This window comes from Cohnella sp., from assembly GCF_041641335.1.
GTDB lineage: Bacteria > Bacillota > Bacilli > Paenibacillales > Paenibacillaceae > Cohnella.
Genome location: NZ_JBEPYQ010000141.1, coordinates 1 through 14,201, shown reverse-complemented (window position 1 = coordinate 14,201; position 14,201 = coordinate 1). Strand labels below are relative to the sequence as shown.

The following is a 14,201-nucleotide window of genomic DNA, read 5'->3' as shown; positions in this document are numbered from 1 at the left end:
CGCCGTAAGGCGACGCGTCTGCCGAGCAGCAGGCGACGGCGAACCGACTGATTCCGAACTGCTGCGGCCCCATGCCGGATTCGCGGTAGACAAAGCCGCTGATTTCGATCGTTTTGCCGAGAAACGCATCGCGGTACAGATCGACCGTTGTCAGCGTTTCGATGAACCTTTTCGGCGTGACTTGCACGACATCCCTTTGGAAAAGTTTTTTGCCGTAAGCGGCGTAGGCCTCGGTAAAATTGTCGGAAGGGAAAAGCAGGTCGAGCTCCTCAGGAGACAGCTTACGATCCAGTGCGACGGGCGCATCCGGTTTTTTGTTTTCCTGTTTGGCTGCTTCCTGTCCGGCTGCGTCCGTCCCTGCGCTTTCCTGTTCGGCCGGGTCCGGCTCAGCTGCCGGCGCGCTCACGCTTGGAGAGGGCAGCTCGACGGACGGCGTCGGAACGGCCTCGGACCGCGCGGCCCGAGGTTCGCTCACGACCGTAGTCTGGGGAGCGAACTGCACGCCTTTGGCCGAAGCCATGCTGCTGCCGAGCAGCCCGTCGGGCACGACGTAGCCGATGATCAGCGGCAGCGCGAACCAGCCGTAGAAGAGCAGGCTCTTGCCCCAAGTCGCGGGCATTTCATGCGTGCAGTCGCAATCCGGACCGCCTTGCCGGTTTTTATCGAAGAAGGCGCGAATGGCCGAATAGAACTGATGAGCCGCGACCGCGTATAGCCCCAGCGCCGACAGCTTGACGATCAGCTGCATCCGGGGAGCGATGTACAGGTTCAGATTGCCGGAACGGACAAGCTGGACGATCAGCAGCGCGAAGCCGGCGAGCAAGAGCGCTCTCGCCAAATAGTGGAAAGCCAGAGCGGCGGATGTTTTAGGCAAAGGGAAAACCTCCTTAGACGATTCCCAGCCGATCGAACGCAATCGAACCGATCAGGACGAGTACGGCGATCAGCAGGCTGAATTTGAGAACGAATTTTTTGCGGAATACGGCCAGCATCATCAGCGTGTTTTTCAAGTCGAGCATTGGCCCGAGCACGAGGAAGGACAGTAGCGCGGCGGGCGGAAACAGATTGCCGAACGAAGCCGCCACGAACGCGTCCGAAGTCGAGCAGAGCGACAGCACGTAGGCGAATGCCATCATGAATAGATGGGACAGCAGCTCGTGGTCGGCGACGGCCGCGAACGACGAGCGCGTGATGAATGTCTGCATCAAGCCGGTAATCAACGACCCGAGAATCAGATATTTGCCCATCTCGAAAAATTCGTCGGCGATATGGGATGGCGTCGCTGACAGTTTCTTGAGAAACGGCGCATTGCTGTCGACGTGGTGGTGCTCGTGATGGTGGCTGTGCTGATGACCATGATGGTGGTTATGTCCATGGTCGTCATGACGATGGTCGTGTCCATGACCGTGTCCGGAAGCGGTCCCCGATTGCGCGGAGGCGGAGATCGGGGCAGGGTGATCGGGCTTCAAAGGGCTTTGCTTCAGACGGTCGTACAAAATGAAACCGAGCGCGACGGAGACGAAGAACGCCAGATAGAAGCGCGAGTAAGCCAGATTCTCGTTCGCACGGAAAGCTTGGAACGTGGCGCCGAACACGACCGGGTTGATGATCGGACCGGCGACGATATAGATAAGGCCTATGTAAGCGGGCAGCCCTTTGCGCATGAGCCTTCGCACGATCGGGATCATCCCGCACTCGCAGAGCGGAAGAATAATGCCGAGCAAGGTGCCGAACAGCACGCCCGCCACCGGGTTGCGGGGAGTGAGCTTGCGCACGAGATCGTCCGACACGAACGCCTGCAGAAGCGCCGATACGATGACGCCGATCAGCAGAAACGGCAGCGCTTCGAGAATGATGCTGATGAAAATGATTTTGAAATTTTGCAGCTTCGTGTTGTCCAGGGTCCAGGTCCATTCCGACAAATCCCGGCCGAAAAAAATCAACGCCAGCAGCGCGGCGCATACGACCGAAGCCGCTGCGGTAGTCCATCTCATCCAACCGTTGGGCACGACTTCACATCCTATTCCTAATAGTAAGCATTACGATTATTATAGCGTATGCTTGTACATTCGTCATTCATGACTTGCAATCGCCCGAACCGCCCGATGACGGTTGACAAAGCGGCATGGCGGGGTATAATGGGTAACAACTAAAATATATTCGGCGATGAAGAGAACAAGTACGCCTGGATGGAGCGCTCACAGAGAGCCGGCGATTGGCTGAAAGCCGGCACGCACGCCTTGCGGAATGGATCTTGGAGCCGGAAGCGAAACGATGGAAGACGACCGCCCGAATGCGCATGCGACGCGGCGGCAGGTTTCCGTCCCATGCTTTCCCGACGGTTCCCCGTTACAGGAACGATAAGGTATCGCGTCAGGGCTTTTGCGTCGCGATACGAATTAGGGTGGTACCACGGCTTTCCTCGTCCCTAACGGAGGAAGGCTTTTTTTGTTTTTCCCGAGATGAGAAAAAGGAGCGATTCGAACGATGTCCAAGCAGCAACGCGTACTATCCGGCATTCAATCCAGCGGCAAGCTGACGATCGGCAACTACATCGGCGCGATGAAAAATTTCGTCGCCCTGCAGCATGAGCACGACTGTTACTTTATGATCGCGGATCTCCACGCCATTACGGTTCCGCAGGAGCCGGCGGCGCTGCGGGAGCAGACCGAGTCCGTGGCGGCGCTGTACGTGGCCGCGGGGCTCGATCCGTCGCAGGCGGCGATTTTCATCCAATCGCATGTACCGGCGCATGCCGAGCTCGGCTGGTTGTTGACGACGATGTCCTATATGGGCGAACTGGAGCGGATGACGCAATTCAAGGACAAATCCGAGGGCAAAGAGGCTGTGGGAGCGGGGCTGTTCGTCTATCCGGCTCTGATGGCGGCCGATATTTTGCTCTACAACCCTACGCTTGTTCCCGTAGGTGACGATCAGAAGCAGCATTTGGAGTTGACGCGCGACTTGGCGGGAAGGTTTAATCACCGTTACGGCGACACGTTCGTCATCCCGGAGCCGTTCATTCCGAAGCAGGGAGCGCGCATCATGTCGCTGGAGGAAGGCACGAAGAAAATGAGCAAGAGCAGCCCGAGCGCGGGAAGCTACATCTCCATGCTCGACACGCCGGAAGAGATCCGCAAAAAAATATCCCGGGCCAAGACGGACATGGGCCGGGAAGTGGTATACGACGTGCAGAACAAGCCGGAGGTCAGCAATCTGATGACGATCTACGCGCAATGCTCGGGCAAAACGGTCGAGGAAGTTCAGGCTGCGTACGACGGTCAGGGCTACGGCGCATTCAAAAAAGATTTGGCCGAAGTCGTCGTCGCGGCGCTCGAGCCGATGCAGCGCATTTACGCGGACGTGCGTTCCTCCGGGGAAATTCACCGCATTTTGCGGGACGGCGCCGAGCGCGCCAACGCGTTGGCCGAGCGGACGCTGACCAAGGCGAAGGAAGCGATGGGCTTCCTGCCGCTCGTTCGCTAAGCGGATTTTTTTCTCAGCTTCGCCTTAAGGACGAACCCGAACCCCGTAACGGCCAGGGTGACGACGCCGAAGAGCAGCGCCAGCCATACGTTGTAGCCGATCGAGAAACCCGTTGCGAGCATGCCGATCACGGACAGAACGGCGAACAAGAGTGACAAAGTTTTACTCACGATTTCACCTCGCATATTTTTCTTCGTATCTAGCATACTAAGTTGGCAAGCTTGCAAACCAATCATTAAGGCGAAGGGAGATTTCAATCATGGCATCAAGCAACCAACTCGTCGTACCGCAAGCCAAAGCGGCACTGCAAAGCATGAAAATGGAAGCAGCCCAATCCCTGGGCGTCCAAATTCCGGCTGACGGATATTACGGCAACGTAACGTCCCGCGATGCAGGTTCCCTTGGCGGCTATATCACCAAGAAGCTTGTCCAAATTGCCGAGCAACAACTTTCCGGTCGCTAAGAACTATCGGTTCGGACCGAAAGCCCGAGGAAACCCCTCGGGCTTTTCATATTGTGCGCCTTGAGCAAGCAAACGTCAAGAGGAGCCGTCTGATGAGACAGCTCCTCAAGCCGCTGAGATCCAGCTCCTCAAGCCGCTGAGATCCAGCTTCAATAAGAGTTCATGCGCAGCCGCTTCTCCAGCCTCTCGTCGCTCAGCCAGCCGACGTACGATTGCAGCGGATGGAGGTTCAAATCCATCAGAACGACGGCCACGAACGGATACTGCTTGCGGTAGCGGTAGCGCACGTCGACCCAGCGGACTTCGTAGCCCCACGTACGCGGCTTTACATGCCCGCAAGGGAAGGGCGTGACGCTGAGGAAAGCTTGGACGTCCACATGCTGCTTGGAGGCGTCGATCGCCGGATGTTCGTCGCATTTCAGCACGTCGTGCCACTTGATTTTCCCATGGCTCCATTCCCCGATGCCGTATGTGCAATCCGTGGAAATGCGGACGAGATTCCAGCGGTACAGCGAGACGGTCGGCAGCAGCGTATAGCGGTCGCCGGGCTGGCCCTCGGGGTCTTGCCGGGCGATCTTCTTGGACAGGCTTCGGTGCACGAGCGTCCGCCAGCCGTAGTAAATGCCGAGCAGCGCGTACAGAACGGGAAAAATGACTTGCGGAACGGCGATTCCGGATATCCAGAGCAAGATCGCGAACAGATGGGCGGAGAAGATAAACGGATCGAAAATGTGGATGATGTTCCAGGCCACCCATTGTTTACTCACGGGTCGGTAAGCTTGCGTGCCGTAGGAGTTGAACAGATCGGTCAGCACATGGACGACGACGGCCACCAGCACCCAGAAGGCGATATGCCACCAGGGGATGCTGCGGAACGCAAGCGAGACCGCGGCGGTGATCAGCGCGGTCCACCCGGCGATCGCCGGAAAAGAATGGGACAGGCCCCGGTGGTTTTTGATATAATCGGCATTGCTTTTGAATCTCAGCAGCCCGTCCAGGTCGGGAGCGTTCGAGCCCGCGACGGTGCCGATCAGAATGGCGATCGGGCCATAGGCGTGCGAAGCGATGACGGGATCGGTCATGGCCAGCCCGCCCAGGCCCAGACCAAACACGAAATGCGTACCGGTATCCATAACGTAAGCCCCCCTTGAGGTTGTTCCATAACACGCACTTTATGAGGTTAAGTATGGACGTAACCGCTATAAAATATGAAGGGAGACGAAGGTCATGATCTTGTTTTGCGAGTATGTCGTTCAGGAGGAACATCGCGAACATTTCCTCCAATGGGCCGAAGCCCGTCCGGAATTATGGAGGAACGTCGAGTTCGCCGAGAATACGGCTCAGCCTGGCGTCTTCGTCGAAATCCGCAGAACGGCGACGGGAGCCGAGGCGGCCGAAATCGAAAAGGAACGCCGCGAAGGGCGTTCCTGGCAAGAGATGACGCAATGGGTAAAGGGTGGCCGCGACGGGCTGAGAATATGGACTTTCCGTCAGCGGGCGGTGCCGAAAGGCAACGTATAATTCAGCGGCTCGTCGAACGTGATGTAGTCCAGGTTCAGCATCAGCAGCAAGTAGCGCTTGCCCGTTACCGGGTCGCTGATGATGATGTGGTCGCGTCCCGCGGCTTCCAGGACGCCTTTGAAAATTTTCGCGTTCCAGTCCGAGTTGTTCTCGTAGGTCATGTACAGCGTGGCGACCTTGCCCAGGTTCATGCGAAGAATGTTCTCGACGTAGGATTCTTCCGGCTGGCCCGGCAATCCGGGCATCCCGATTCCGACCGGAGTCGCCGGCACGCCGGACGGCATGGACTGGGGAGTCATCGCTCCTTGCACCATCATGTTCGCCGGCATCATGCTCGGCATGCCCGCCGCCTGGGCATTCATGGGCATCAGGCTCGTTTGGGGCTGGGTATATCCGCCCCAGGGCATTTTGTTATTCAACATCTGTACGTCCTCCTTGAGATGTTAATACACGTTCGGACAATCCGCGCCATGCAATCGCCCCGGACTCTGTTCGCGTCTGCGCACGCAGCCTCCTTAGTCAAGTCGCCCGCTTCAGTTGCGAAGGTGCTGGGCGATTGTCGCAATACAGTGTATTGAGGCGGCCCGGATTGTGTGACTGGGCGAACGGATTTTTCCCGCAGGGCTCCTCCGCCCGTTTCCATGTAGTGGCGATTTGATGAACTCGGATAGGCGAACATTGTCAATGCTTGAAGATTTGCGGTATCATTGAACAGACATCAGGTATGAGGAGGAGCTCCGTGCTTAAAGATCTAGTGGCTCTAACCAAGCCGCGAATTATCCGCTTGAACTTGATTGCCGCCTTCGGCGGTTATTGGGTCGCTTCCAAGTGGGACCCGGATATATGGATTCTGGTCTGGATGCTGATCGGGTCGACCTTGACGATGGCTTCGTCCTGCGTCGTCAACAATTACTGGGACCGGGATCTCGACCTTAAGATGGAACGAACGCGCGACCGGGCGCTTCCGCAGAAGAGACTGTCTCCCGGGTTCGTGCTCGGCTACGGCATCGCGCTCGGAATCGCGGGTCTCGCCGTTCTGTTTCTGCTCGTTAATCCGCTTACCGGCTGGCTGGGGCTGCTCGGCATGTTCGTCTACATCGTCGTCTATACGATGTGGCTGAAGCGCAGCTCGACCTGGAGCACGTCGGTGGGGGGAGTTTCCGGAGCGATGCCGCCGGTCATCGGCTACTGCGCGGTGACGAACGAAGTCGATGCCGGGGCCTGGATTTTGTTCGCGCTGCTGTTCCTGTGGCAGCCCGCCCACTTCTGGTCGCTGGCGATCCGCCGCAAGGAAGAGTACAAAGCCGCCGGATTTCCGCTGCTGCCGGTCGTCAAAGGCGTGACGAGAACGAAATGGCAAATGCTGCCCTACATTTTGCTGCTCATTCCCGCATCCATATTGATGTACTACTACGATTACGCGGGCATTTATTTCCTTGTTTTATCCGTCGGAATCGCCGCGGTCTGGTTCGTGCACGCGGTCGGGGGACTTCGCGCCAAGGACGACGAGAAATGGGCGAAAACGGATTTTATGATTTCGATCAATTATTTGATGATTATGTTTCTGACGATGGTGTTGAATACGACGGGGGTGTAGGGAGATGGATTCATCGAAGGAAGAGAAGGCTCAGGCCGAGCAGCCGGCCGGCGCCGGAGCGGACGTTGTCGTGGAGCCGGTCAAGCCGGACGGGCCGCAGAGGTCGTGGCTCGGACGTTACGGCTTTTCGCTGGTCGTGCTTCTCTTGTGCCTCGTGATGGGGTACTTTATTTTGCAGCAGCAGAACAAGAAGGACGAGCTTCCCGTGCAAGGGCAGGGAACCGAGTTTTCCTACACCGATATGAACGGCGAGTCCATATCGCTGAGCGGTACGAACGGCAAAGCAAGACTGCTCTATTTCTTCTTCGCGAATTGTCCCGACGTCTGCCCGCCGACGACGTTCGTCATGTCTCAAGTGCAGGACGAGCTTAAAGAACAAGGGCTGTTCGGCAAAGACGTGCAGTTCCTCTCCGTGACGATCGATCCGGAACGCGATACGCCGGAGCTGCTCCAGGACTACGCGAAGCGGTTCGAAGCCGATCCGGAAGGCTGGAAGTTCCTGCGGGGCGACGAGCAGGAGACGGCCGACCTGGCGCGGAAGTACCAGATTCTCGTCCAGAAGGACAACGACGGCAACTTCGGCCATATGAACCTGATCGTGCTGCTCGACAAGAAAGGGCAGATCCGCGACTGGATATCGGCCAACGATTATATCGATTTGGAAGCCACGGGGGAACAGAAGCTGAGCCCGAGCGAAATGGTGAAGAAAATCAAAAGCGTTCTGTAATCCGGAAAACGCCGAAGGGCCGTTCCGTAGTCGAGTGGACTGCGGAACGGCCCTTGTCTGTGTGCGCCCGCAGTTCAGATCAGCCGAAAATGCCCGTCCGGTTCGGGATAAACGATGTATTCCTCGAGTCCGGCCTTCTCCAGCTGCTGGATCAAGTACTCCTCCGGAGTTCCTTCGACGCCCATGTATCCTCGTCGCGTGTAGATATGATCGGCGTCCGGGAATACGTCGCGCAGAATGCCCCGAATGCGCCGCCCGGAAGCGTCGTGGTCGGTGAACAAATACACGTGCCGGTCTCCGACCGCCCGGCGAAGCGTCTCGATGCGGTCCGTATTCAAGGTGCCGAACGTGCAGTGAATCGGCACTTCCGGGGCGAGAACGCGGGAGAGGCGGCTTTTGTCGTTTTTTCCTTCGACGATGATGGCGATATCCAAGGCGGTTCCTCCGGTCGTTGAGGGATATGCTCCTTATTGTACCATTTTTTCGGGAATTGTTGCGTCGGCCCGGCTGCTTGTCCTTATCGCTTCCGCGGTCGGCCGCCGCGGCAGGCGTCGGCCCCAGGCGGCGGCGATCGGCTCGCGCCCTAGTGGGCGCGGAGCACGAGAACGAGAAGGATGAACAGCACGAGCACGATCGTCGTTGTCGCGCCGCTTCCCGCTGTGAATTGGGACATAGGGGTCACCCCGTTCCTTCAGCTTCCGATTCGGCCCGACCTCGGCTCTGGGGAGGGCCGGGCGGGCATGGGCTGTCATACACCATATGCGAATGCCCCGGGCGCGAAGTGTGCGGATACCCAGATCCGGGCAATCTCTTTGCCGGAATCGGGGAGGGAACGGGCGTATGCGGATTCGGGTCAATGGGCGTGAGGCGGGAGCGCCGCCCCCGGATTCCAGTTCGACTTGAAGGCGGCCCGCGGGAACAGGAAGGTTAGGGCGATCATCAGCGCGATGAAGGATAGAAAATAGGGCGAGAAATGCTCCCTGACCGCCCCGGCCGCCACCGGGCCGAGGAAGGCGCCGATCGACAGCGAAATGGACAAAATCGAGAACGTCCGCCCGTACCGGGACGGACCGCTCAGCTGCAGCAGGAACGAGGTCATCGCAGGGAAGATGACGCCCTTGGCCATACCGATTACGAACAGCAGCGCCAGCAGGGGGACCGGCCAGTCGGAGGCCAGTCCGTAATAGCAGATCGCCAGCAGCATGACTCCGATGACGGTTCGGAAGTACGGCAAGTACCGGTTCAGGAACAGCAGTCCGAGCGTCACGAGGGAGCCTAGGCTGATGATCGAAAACAGGATGCCGGTGCTCATGATCGTCGCGGCGTCCGTGCCCCGCAGAGGCAGCTCGAAGGCAAGTATGCCTTGCGCGCACGCCATGCCGATCGGCAGAATGAACACGGCCCAGGGGAACCCTCCGGCCGCGGGCGCTTGCGTATTCTCGTCCGGCGCGTGGGGGTCAGCCGCTGGAGCGGACGCGCCGGCGGGCTTCTTCTCCCCGGCGGCCGGCTGCGGCTCGATGGCGGGCTCCTTGACGAACCATAGCGACAGAATGCCGGTAACGAGCAGCACCCATCCGAGCAGGGCGAAAGATTGGCTGAAGCCGAGCTTGGCGGCGAGGATCGCGCCCGCCGCGGGGGAGACGACGGAGGCGACCGTGTGCACGAGGCCGTTGCCGGCCATCAGCTTGCCTTGCTGGATATGGTTTTTCGCCAATCTGGCGAGCAGGGACATACAGGCCGGAGACAGGAAGGCAAGCACGAAACCGCTGAGCGAGCGGATATAGAGAAGCTGCCAAGGGTCGGTCACGCGGGCTTGGAAGAGCAGCAGAATGCCCGCGCCGATCAGGCTTAAGGCGATGAACAGCCGGCTTCCTTTGCGATCGACGGCGATTCCGGCGATCAGGTTGCCGGGCAGATGCGTCAACGAATACATGCCCATCACGAGCCCGATGAACGACGGGGCCGCCCCGAGCGAGACGGCGAACGGAGTAAGCATCGGGTATTGGGCGTGCAGATCGAAAAACGCGACGAACAAAAATAAATAAAGCCATACGGCGGTTTTCATGTTCTCCTGAACCTCCTAGTCGATATGGGGACGAGGCTCCCCTTGTCCGCAACCGCGGCTTATCCTACTTTTACGTCAGACCTCCGGCGGATATGCCCGTCGTTTACTGCGACCGAACGGTTACGGTATAATAGGAACTATGCGAAATTCGAGAGACGACTTTTTTTCATGGGGGGAAATCGGATGAATCTGGATACGGACGCTTGGCTGACGTTCCTGCAGGACAATTGGATCGTGATCGCGGTGGCGATCGTGGCGATTCTGATCGTGATCAAGGTGGTTAAGACGGTGCTCAAATGGGTGCTCGTAGCCGCGATCGTTATCGGCATCGCGACTTACGGCGGTTACTCGATCGCCGACATCAAGGAAGTCGGCGCCAAGGTGTCGGAGGAAGCCAAGGATCAAGCGATCAAGCTGATGGCGGGCGAAGCGAGTGAGGCGATCTACACGGCGAACGCGGACGGCTCCTACACGATTACGACGGACAATCTCGAGCTGACCGGGGTGCCGAACTCGGGGGAGGTCTCCGTTAAGCTTCGCGGCATTTCGTTGGGCACGTGGAAAATGGAAGGCGAGGTACGCGACTTTGTCACGAAGGCGCGGGCTTCGGCGAAGTAAGCGGGATGAAGGGCTGGGGGACGGTCGTCGACGCCAATTTCGTCACCTGGGCGCTGCTCTCGATCATCGCTCTTTCCTTGTACCAGGGCGTTCGCCGGGGCGCTTCGGGCTCCGTCAGGCGGCTCGCCTCCTTTTTGGGAGAAGCTCTGTTGACGGTGCTGGCGGTCGTGCTCGCGGCGATCGCCGCTTCGGAGCTGTCGCCGCGGCTGCAGGGATGGCTCGCCGAACGCAGCATCGCGCGTCCGAGTCCGGACTCTTCCGCTTTGTCGCAGTTTTTCTACACGGCGGTAACCGGGCTGCGTGACCTGCCCCTGCTGCGGTTCGCCGCGCTGTTCCTGATCGTCCACACGCTCGTTCGCCTGGCGGCCGGGTTGGCGGCAAGGGCGCTTCTGCCGGGACCGGCGTCGCCTTCGGGCTTCCCGTCATCATCCGGCGGGGTGGTTAGCCGCGCGGCCGGAGGAGCGCTCGGAGCCGTGCTGGGCGCGGGAAGGGCGCTGCTGATCACGGCGGCTCTGTTCGCTTATTGCGCGCTGCTGCCCCAAGGGCCGATGACGGATTACATTCAGCAATCCGGGCTTTACCGGGAGGTCGCGGCGCAGATTATCCGCCCGGCCGCGGGAGGCGTGCTGGAAGAGCGGCTCCCGGTGTTCGCGAAGGCGATGTCGGGAGAGCTGGACCAGCTGTGGCAGAAGCGGTACGACGTCATCGACGCCGAGCTTCCCGAGGACATCGTGCAGGCGGCTCTGACCGTCACGAAGGATCGGGAAGGCGACAGAGCCAAGGCGCGGGCGCTGTACGACTGGGTCGGAACGCGCATTTCGTACGACGACGATAAGGTGCGGGCTTACGAGGAGTTAGGGGAATGGCGGGAGCAAAACCCGGAGACGACGTTCGTGACGCGCAAGGGCGTGTGCATCGACTACTCGCGGCTGTACGCTTCCATGGCGCGCGCGGTCGGCATGGACGTTCGCGTCGTGACCGGGCTCGGTTACGATGGGCGCGGCGGATACGGGGCGCACGCCTGGAACGAAGTTTATTCGACTGAAGAAAAGAGATGGATTCCGCTGGATTCCACTTGGGCAAAGACGGGCAATTGGTTCGATCCCCCCGGATTTGCCGATACGCATATACGGCAAGGAGGAGTGACCGGGTGAGCAGCAACATGACGGAAGAAGCCCAGAAGCGGGAGATCCGCAACAGGAGGCATTTCAGCTTCCGTCTTAACGTGTTTTTCTTCGTTACGTTTTTCGTGTTTTCCGTATTGATCGTCAGATTGGCTTACTTGCAGTTCGTAGAAGGCGACAACTTGAAGGCGAAGGAGCACCAGATCGGCTCCAGAACCGTTCCGGTCCCTCCGATCCGGGGCAATATCTACGACTCGACCGGCAACGAGATCGCGTACTCGGTATCGACGCAATCTTTGTACTATACGTTGGATATGAAAATGAAAAGCGACGAAGCGATGGATCTCGCAGCCCGTCTCGTCGAAGTGTTCGACCGTCTGGGCGACAAGAGCGTCAAGCCGCTTACGGCGGAGGACGTCTACGAGGACATGGACCTCAAGGGCCGAGTGAATTCCGCGCATCACCCCAGACGGATCAAGACGGGGTTGACGAAGGAGGAGATCGCGTACTTCTCCGAGCATCGCTCCGAATTCAAAGGCATCGACATCGTTGAGGAGAGCATTCGCCAGTACAGCGAAGACCACGTCGCCGTGCAGCTGGTCGGCTACATGAAAAAGCTGAGCGGGGCGAAGGACCTCGACAAGTACAAGGAGATTAACAAAGAGCAGGCCGACAAGGCGCTGAGGTACATCGAGACGGAAGAAGTCGGATTCGACGGTCTGGAGCTGATGTACCAGGATGAGCTGCGCGGAAGCAACGGCATCCGGGAATATCCCGTCAACAATCAAGGCGAAATTATCGGTCCGATGAAGCTGACGAAACCGGTCAAGGGCGAGAATTTGTACTTGACGATCAACCGCAACGTGCAGTTGAAGACGCAGCAGGCGATCATGGAGCATATCGCTTTCGTGCGGAACGCGAAGGGCAAGCAGTACGAGAGCGCGCATCCGACGACCGGCTACGCCGTTGCGATGGAAGTGGATACGGGCAAAGTGATCTCGATGGCGAGCATGCCGGACTACGATCCGAGCGTATGGCAGGGCGGGATCAGCCAGAAGGATCTGGACGCGATCACGTTTTTCCAATACAACGGCACGATCCGCGAGGTGCAGCCTCCGTATGAGGAGTACGAGCAGCGCAAAAATCATCCGTCCTCCCTGGTATACCTCGGTTCCACGCAGAAGCCTCTGTCCGTGCTGATCGGCTTGAACGAGAAGCTGTTTACGACGAGCACGGTGTTCAACGATCCGGGATATTTCGAGTTCGGACGCAAGGGCCACGAGGTTCGGATTTGGAACGCTAGTAATGCGGCCAACGGAAAAATTACGGCATGGCAGGCGATCTGGAAATCTTCCAATGCCTTCATGTCGTCGATGGTCGGCAATAAACTTTATCAGTATGATGGAGATTCCGGCTTGATCTTGTGGGACAACTACCTGAAGCAGTTCGGCTTGGGCGTTACGACCGGCAGCGGGCTTCAGGGCGAATCCGCGGGCGTCGTCGACTACTTCAAGAGCATGAAGACCGAAGGCCTTCAGTCCGCGTTGATCCGGTCTTCCTGGGGCCAGCAGGCGAAGTATACGGCGTTGCAGCTGGCGCAATACACGGCAACGCTGGCGAGTCGCGGCAAGCGGATGAAGCCGCAATTCGTGCAGGAAATTCGCGACGTCGACGGCAATGTCACCGTGGGCTTCCAGCCGGAAATGCTGAATTCGATCGACATCCCCGAACAATACTGGAAAGAGATTGAGAAGGGGATGGCCTTGGTTAAAGTTCAGGGCTTCGATGGCGTTCCGTACACGTTCATGCGGAAAACAGGAACGTCCCAGCAGGACGTCGGCAACCGCCGCAGAGTGGAGAACGCGGTGTTCATCGCCTACGCTCCGGCGGACAAACCGAAGCTGGCGGTCGCGGTCGTGGTGCCGGACGGCGGCTACGGCGGCTGGGGTGCGGCTCCGATCGCACGCCAAATCTTCGACGCATATGACGCGGAGATCGGTCTGTACGGCACGCCGCGTCCGCAGCTGTACGGCGGCGTTCAACCGGCCTCGGGTTCGATCGACGGAGAGACCGGCGATCAAGCCGATGCCGGTGACGACGCTGCGGCGAACGCCGGCCAGTAAAAAATACGGAGTTGTAAAAAAAGGCAAATCGATGTACATTCATCGGTTTGCCTTTTTAACGGTCTGCGAGACCGCTAATCCCTCGCCAACCGCTCCAGTCGCACATGTAACGGTCTGCGAGACCGCTAATCCCTCGCCAACCGCTCCAATCGCACATGTAACGGTCTGTCTGGACCGCTAATCCCTCGCCAATCGCCCCAGTCGCACATGTAACGGTCTGCCAGACCGCTAATCCCTCGCCAATCGCCCCAGTCGCACATGTAACGGTCTGCGAGACCGCTAATCCCTCGCCAACCGCTCCAATCGCACATGTAACGGTCTGCGAGACCGCTAATCCCTCGCCAACCGCCCCAGTCGCTCATGTAACGGTCTGTCTGGAGCTAGAATAAAAAGTGGACACCTCATAAGAGCAGACAGATAATGAATACAACAAGAAAATGAGGTGTCCGGTATGGGGGAGCAAAGACAGCATTACAG

At 58.7% G+C, this 14,201-nt stretch carries 16 protein-coding genes and 1 other annotated feature; of the genes, 8 read left to right on the top strand and 8 right to left on the bottom strand.

The window, feature by feature from the left end; all coding sequences use genetic code 11:
- A partial coding sequence (locus ACESLM_RS29005) for a TIGR03943 family putative permease subunit (RefSeq protein WP_372637813.1) occupies nt 1-874 on the bottom strand: 874 nt, incomplete at its 3' end.
- A gap of 13 nt (nt 875-887) precedes the next feature.
- Nucleotides 888-2,009: a permease gene (locus ACESLM_RS29000; RefSeq protein ID WP_372637810.1), complete on the bottom strand. Its 1,122-nt coding sequence runs from the start codon at nt 2,007-2,009 to the stop codon at nt 888-890.
- A gap of 148 nt (nt 2,010-2,157) precedes the next feature.
- Nucleotides 2,158-2,433, top strand: a binding site (T-box leader).
- 54 nt (nt 2,434-2,487) lie between these two features.
- Here ACESLM_RS29000 and trpS point away from each other — a divergent pair.
- Nucleotides 2,488-3,486, top strand: coding sequence for a tryptophan--tRNA ligase (gene trpS / locus ACESLM_RS28995; RefSeq protein ID WP_372637808.1), 999 nt, complete (start codon nt 2,488-2,490; stop codon nt 3,484-3,486).
- On the opposite strand, the gene ACESLM_RS28990 is transcribed toward trpS, so the two are convergent.
- Nucleotides 3,483-3,656, bottom strand: coding sequence for a DUF5325 family protein (locus ACESLM_RS28990; RefSeq protein WP_158223950.1), 174 nt, complete (start codon nt 3,654-3,656; stop codon nt 3,483-3,485). The genes trpS and ACESLM_RS28990 overlap by 4 nt on opposite strands.
- Before the next feature lie 89 nt (nt 3,657-3,745).
- On the opposite strand from ACESLM_RS28990, the gene ACESLM_RS28985 reads away from it, so the two are divergent.
- Nucleotides 3,746-3,949, top strand: a complete 204-nt coding sequence (locus ACESLM_RS28985) for an alpha/beta-type small acid-soluble spore protein (protein WP_372637806.1) — start codon at nt 3,746-3,748, stop codon at nt 3,947-3,949.
- 149 nt (nt 3,950-4,098) lie between these two features.
- Here ACESLM_RS28985 and ACESLM_RS28980 read toward each other — a convergent pair whose 3' ends face one another.
- Nucleotides 4,099-5,082, bottom strand: coding sequence for a metal-dependent hydrolase (locus ACESLM_RS28980; RefSeq protein WP_372637804.1), 984 nt, complete (start codon nt 5,080-5,082; stop codon nt 4,099-4,101).
- Between the two features lie 94 nt (nt 5,083-5,176).
- On the opposite strand from ACESLM_RS28980, the gene ACESLM_RS28975 reads away from it, so the two are divergent.
- Entirely contained in the window at nt 5,177-5,470 is a 294-nt protein-coding gene (locus tag ACESLM_RS28975; protein WP_372637801.1) for a hypothetical protein, read from the top strand.
- Here the strand turns inward: ACESLM_RS28975 and gerQ are convergent.
- Nucleotides 5,440-5,892, bottom strand: coding sequence for a spore coat protein GerQ (gene gerQ / locus ACESLM_RS28970; protein WP_372637798.1), 453 nt, complete (start codon nt 5,890-5,892; stop codon nt 5,440-5,442). The two genes, ACESLM_RS28975 and gerQ, sit on opposite strands and share 31 nt — an antisense overlap.
- A 317-nt stretch (nt 5,893-6,209) precedes the next feature.
- Here gerQ and cyoE point away from each other — a divergent pair, with 317 nt between their 5' ends.
- Nucleotides 6,210-7,067, top strand: a complete 858-nt coding sequence (gene cyoE, locus ACESLM_RS28965) for a heme o synthase (RefSeq protein WP_372637795.1) — start codon at nt 6,210-6,212, stop codon at nt 7,065-7,067.
- Nucleotides 7,068-7,071: 4 nt separating this feature from the next.
- Nucleotides 7,072-7,794, top strand: a complete 723-nt coding sequence (locus tag ACESLM_RS28960) for an SCO family protein (RefSeq protein ID WP_372637792.1) — start codon at nt 7,072-7,074, stop codon at nt 7,792-7,794.
- A 74-nt stretch (nt 7,795-7,868) separates the two neighbouring features.
- On the opposite strand, the gene ACESLM_RS28955 is transcribed toward ACESLM_RS28960, so the two are convergent.
- From ACESLM_RS28955 to ACESLM_RS28945, 3 genes are all read right to left on the bottom strand, one after another.
- Entirely contained in the window at nt 7,869-8,228 is a 360-nt protein-coding gene (locus ACESLM_RS28955; RefSeq protein WP_372637790.1) for a DNA primase, read from the bottom strand.
- A gap of 149 nt (nt 8,229-8,377) precedes the next feature.
- Entirely contained in the window at nt 8,378-8,467 is a 90-nt protein-coding gene (locus ACESLM_RS28950) for a sporulation protein YjcZ (RefSeq protein WP_369827166.1), read from the bottom strand.
- A gap of 180 nt (nt 8,468-8,647) precedes the next feature.
- Nucleotides 8,648-9,859, bottom strand: coding sequence for an MFS transporter (locus ACESLM_RS28945; protein ID WP_372637787.1), 1,212 nt, complete (start codon nt 9,857-9,859; stop codon nt 8,648-8,650).
- Nucleotides 9,860-10,042: 183 nt separating this feature from the next.
- Between ACESLM_RS28945 and ACESLM_RS28940 the strand changes: the two genes are divergently transcribed.
- The 3 genes from ACESLM_RS28940 to ACESLM_RS28930 are packed head-to-tail and all read left to right on the top strand — an operon-like array spanning nt 10,043 to nt 13,724.
- Nucleotides 10,043-10,477: a hypothetical protein gene (locus tag ACESLM_RS28940; protein ID WP_372637784.1), complete on the top strand. Its 435-nt coding sequence runs from the start codon at nt 10,043-10,045 to the stop codon at nt 10,475-10,477.
- 5 nt (nt 10,478-10,482) lie between these two features.
- A complete protein-coding gene (locus tag ACESLM_RS28935; protein ID WP_372637781.1) occupies nt 10,483-11,631 on the top strand; it encodes a transglutaminase domain-containing protein in 1,149 nt (382 codons plus the stop codon).
- Nucleotides 11,628-13,724 carry a peptidoglycan D,D-transpeptidase FtsI family protein gene (locus ACESLM_RS28930; RefSeq protein ID WP_372637776.1) on the top strand — a complete coding sequence of 699 codons (2,097 nt, stop codon included), beginning with the start codon at nt 11,628-11,630 and terminating at the stop codon, nt 13,722-13,724. The genes ACESLM_RS28935 and ACESLM_RS28930 overlap by 4 nt, the downstream gene beginning before the upstream one ends.
- The last annotated feature ends 477 nt before the right edge of the window (nt 13,725-14,201 follow it).

Excerpts from the sequence above, each read along its gene's own strand:
- ACESLM_RS28975 (WP_372637801.1), top strand. The coding sequence starts at position 5,177 with ATGATCTTGTTTTGCGAGTATGTCGTTCAGGAGGAACATCGCGAACAT.
- trpS (WP_372637808.1), top strand. The coding sequence starts at position 2,488 with ATGTCCAAGCAGCAACGCGTACTATCCGGCATTCAATCCAGCGGCAAG.
- gerQ (WP_372637798.1), bottom strand. The coding sequence starts at position 5,892 with ATGTTGAATAACAAAATGCCCTGGGGCGGATATACCCAGCCCCAAACG.
- ACESLM_RS28945 (WP_372637787.1), bottom strand. The coding sequence starts at position 9,859 with ATGAAAACCGCCGTATGGCTTTATTTATTTTTGTTCGTCGCGTTTTTC.
- ACESLM_RS28940 (WP_372637784.1), top strand. The coding sequence starts at position 10,043 with ATGAATCTGGATACGGACGCTTGGCTGACGTTCCTGCAGGACAATTGG.
- ACESLM_RS28960 (WP_372637792.1), top strand. The coding sequence starts at position 7,072 with ATGGATTCATCGAAGGAAGAGAAGGCTCAGGCCGAGCAGCCGGCCGGC.
- ACESLM_RS28935 (WP_372637781.1), top strand. The coding sequence starts at position 10,483 with ATGAAGGGCTGGGGGACGGTCGTCGACGCCAATTTCGTCACCTGGGCG.
- ACESLM_RS28980 (WP_372637804.1), bottom strand. The coding sequence starts at position 5,082 with ATGGATACCGGTACGCATTTCGTGTTTGGTCTGGGCCTGGGCGGGCTG.
- ACESLM_RS28950 (WP_369827166.1), bottom strand. The coding sequence starts at position 8,467 with ATGTCCCAATTCACAGCGGGAAGCGGCGCGACAACGACGATCGTGCTC.
- ACESLM_RS28985 (WP_372637806.1), top strand. The coding sequence starts at position 3,746 with ATGGCATCAAGCAACCAACTCGTCGTACCGCAAGCCAAAGCGGCACTG.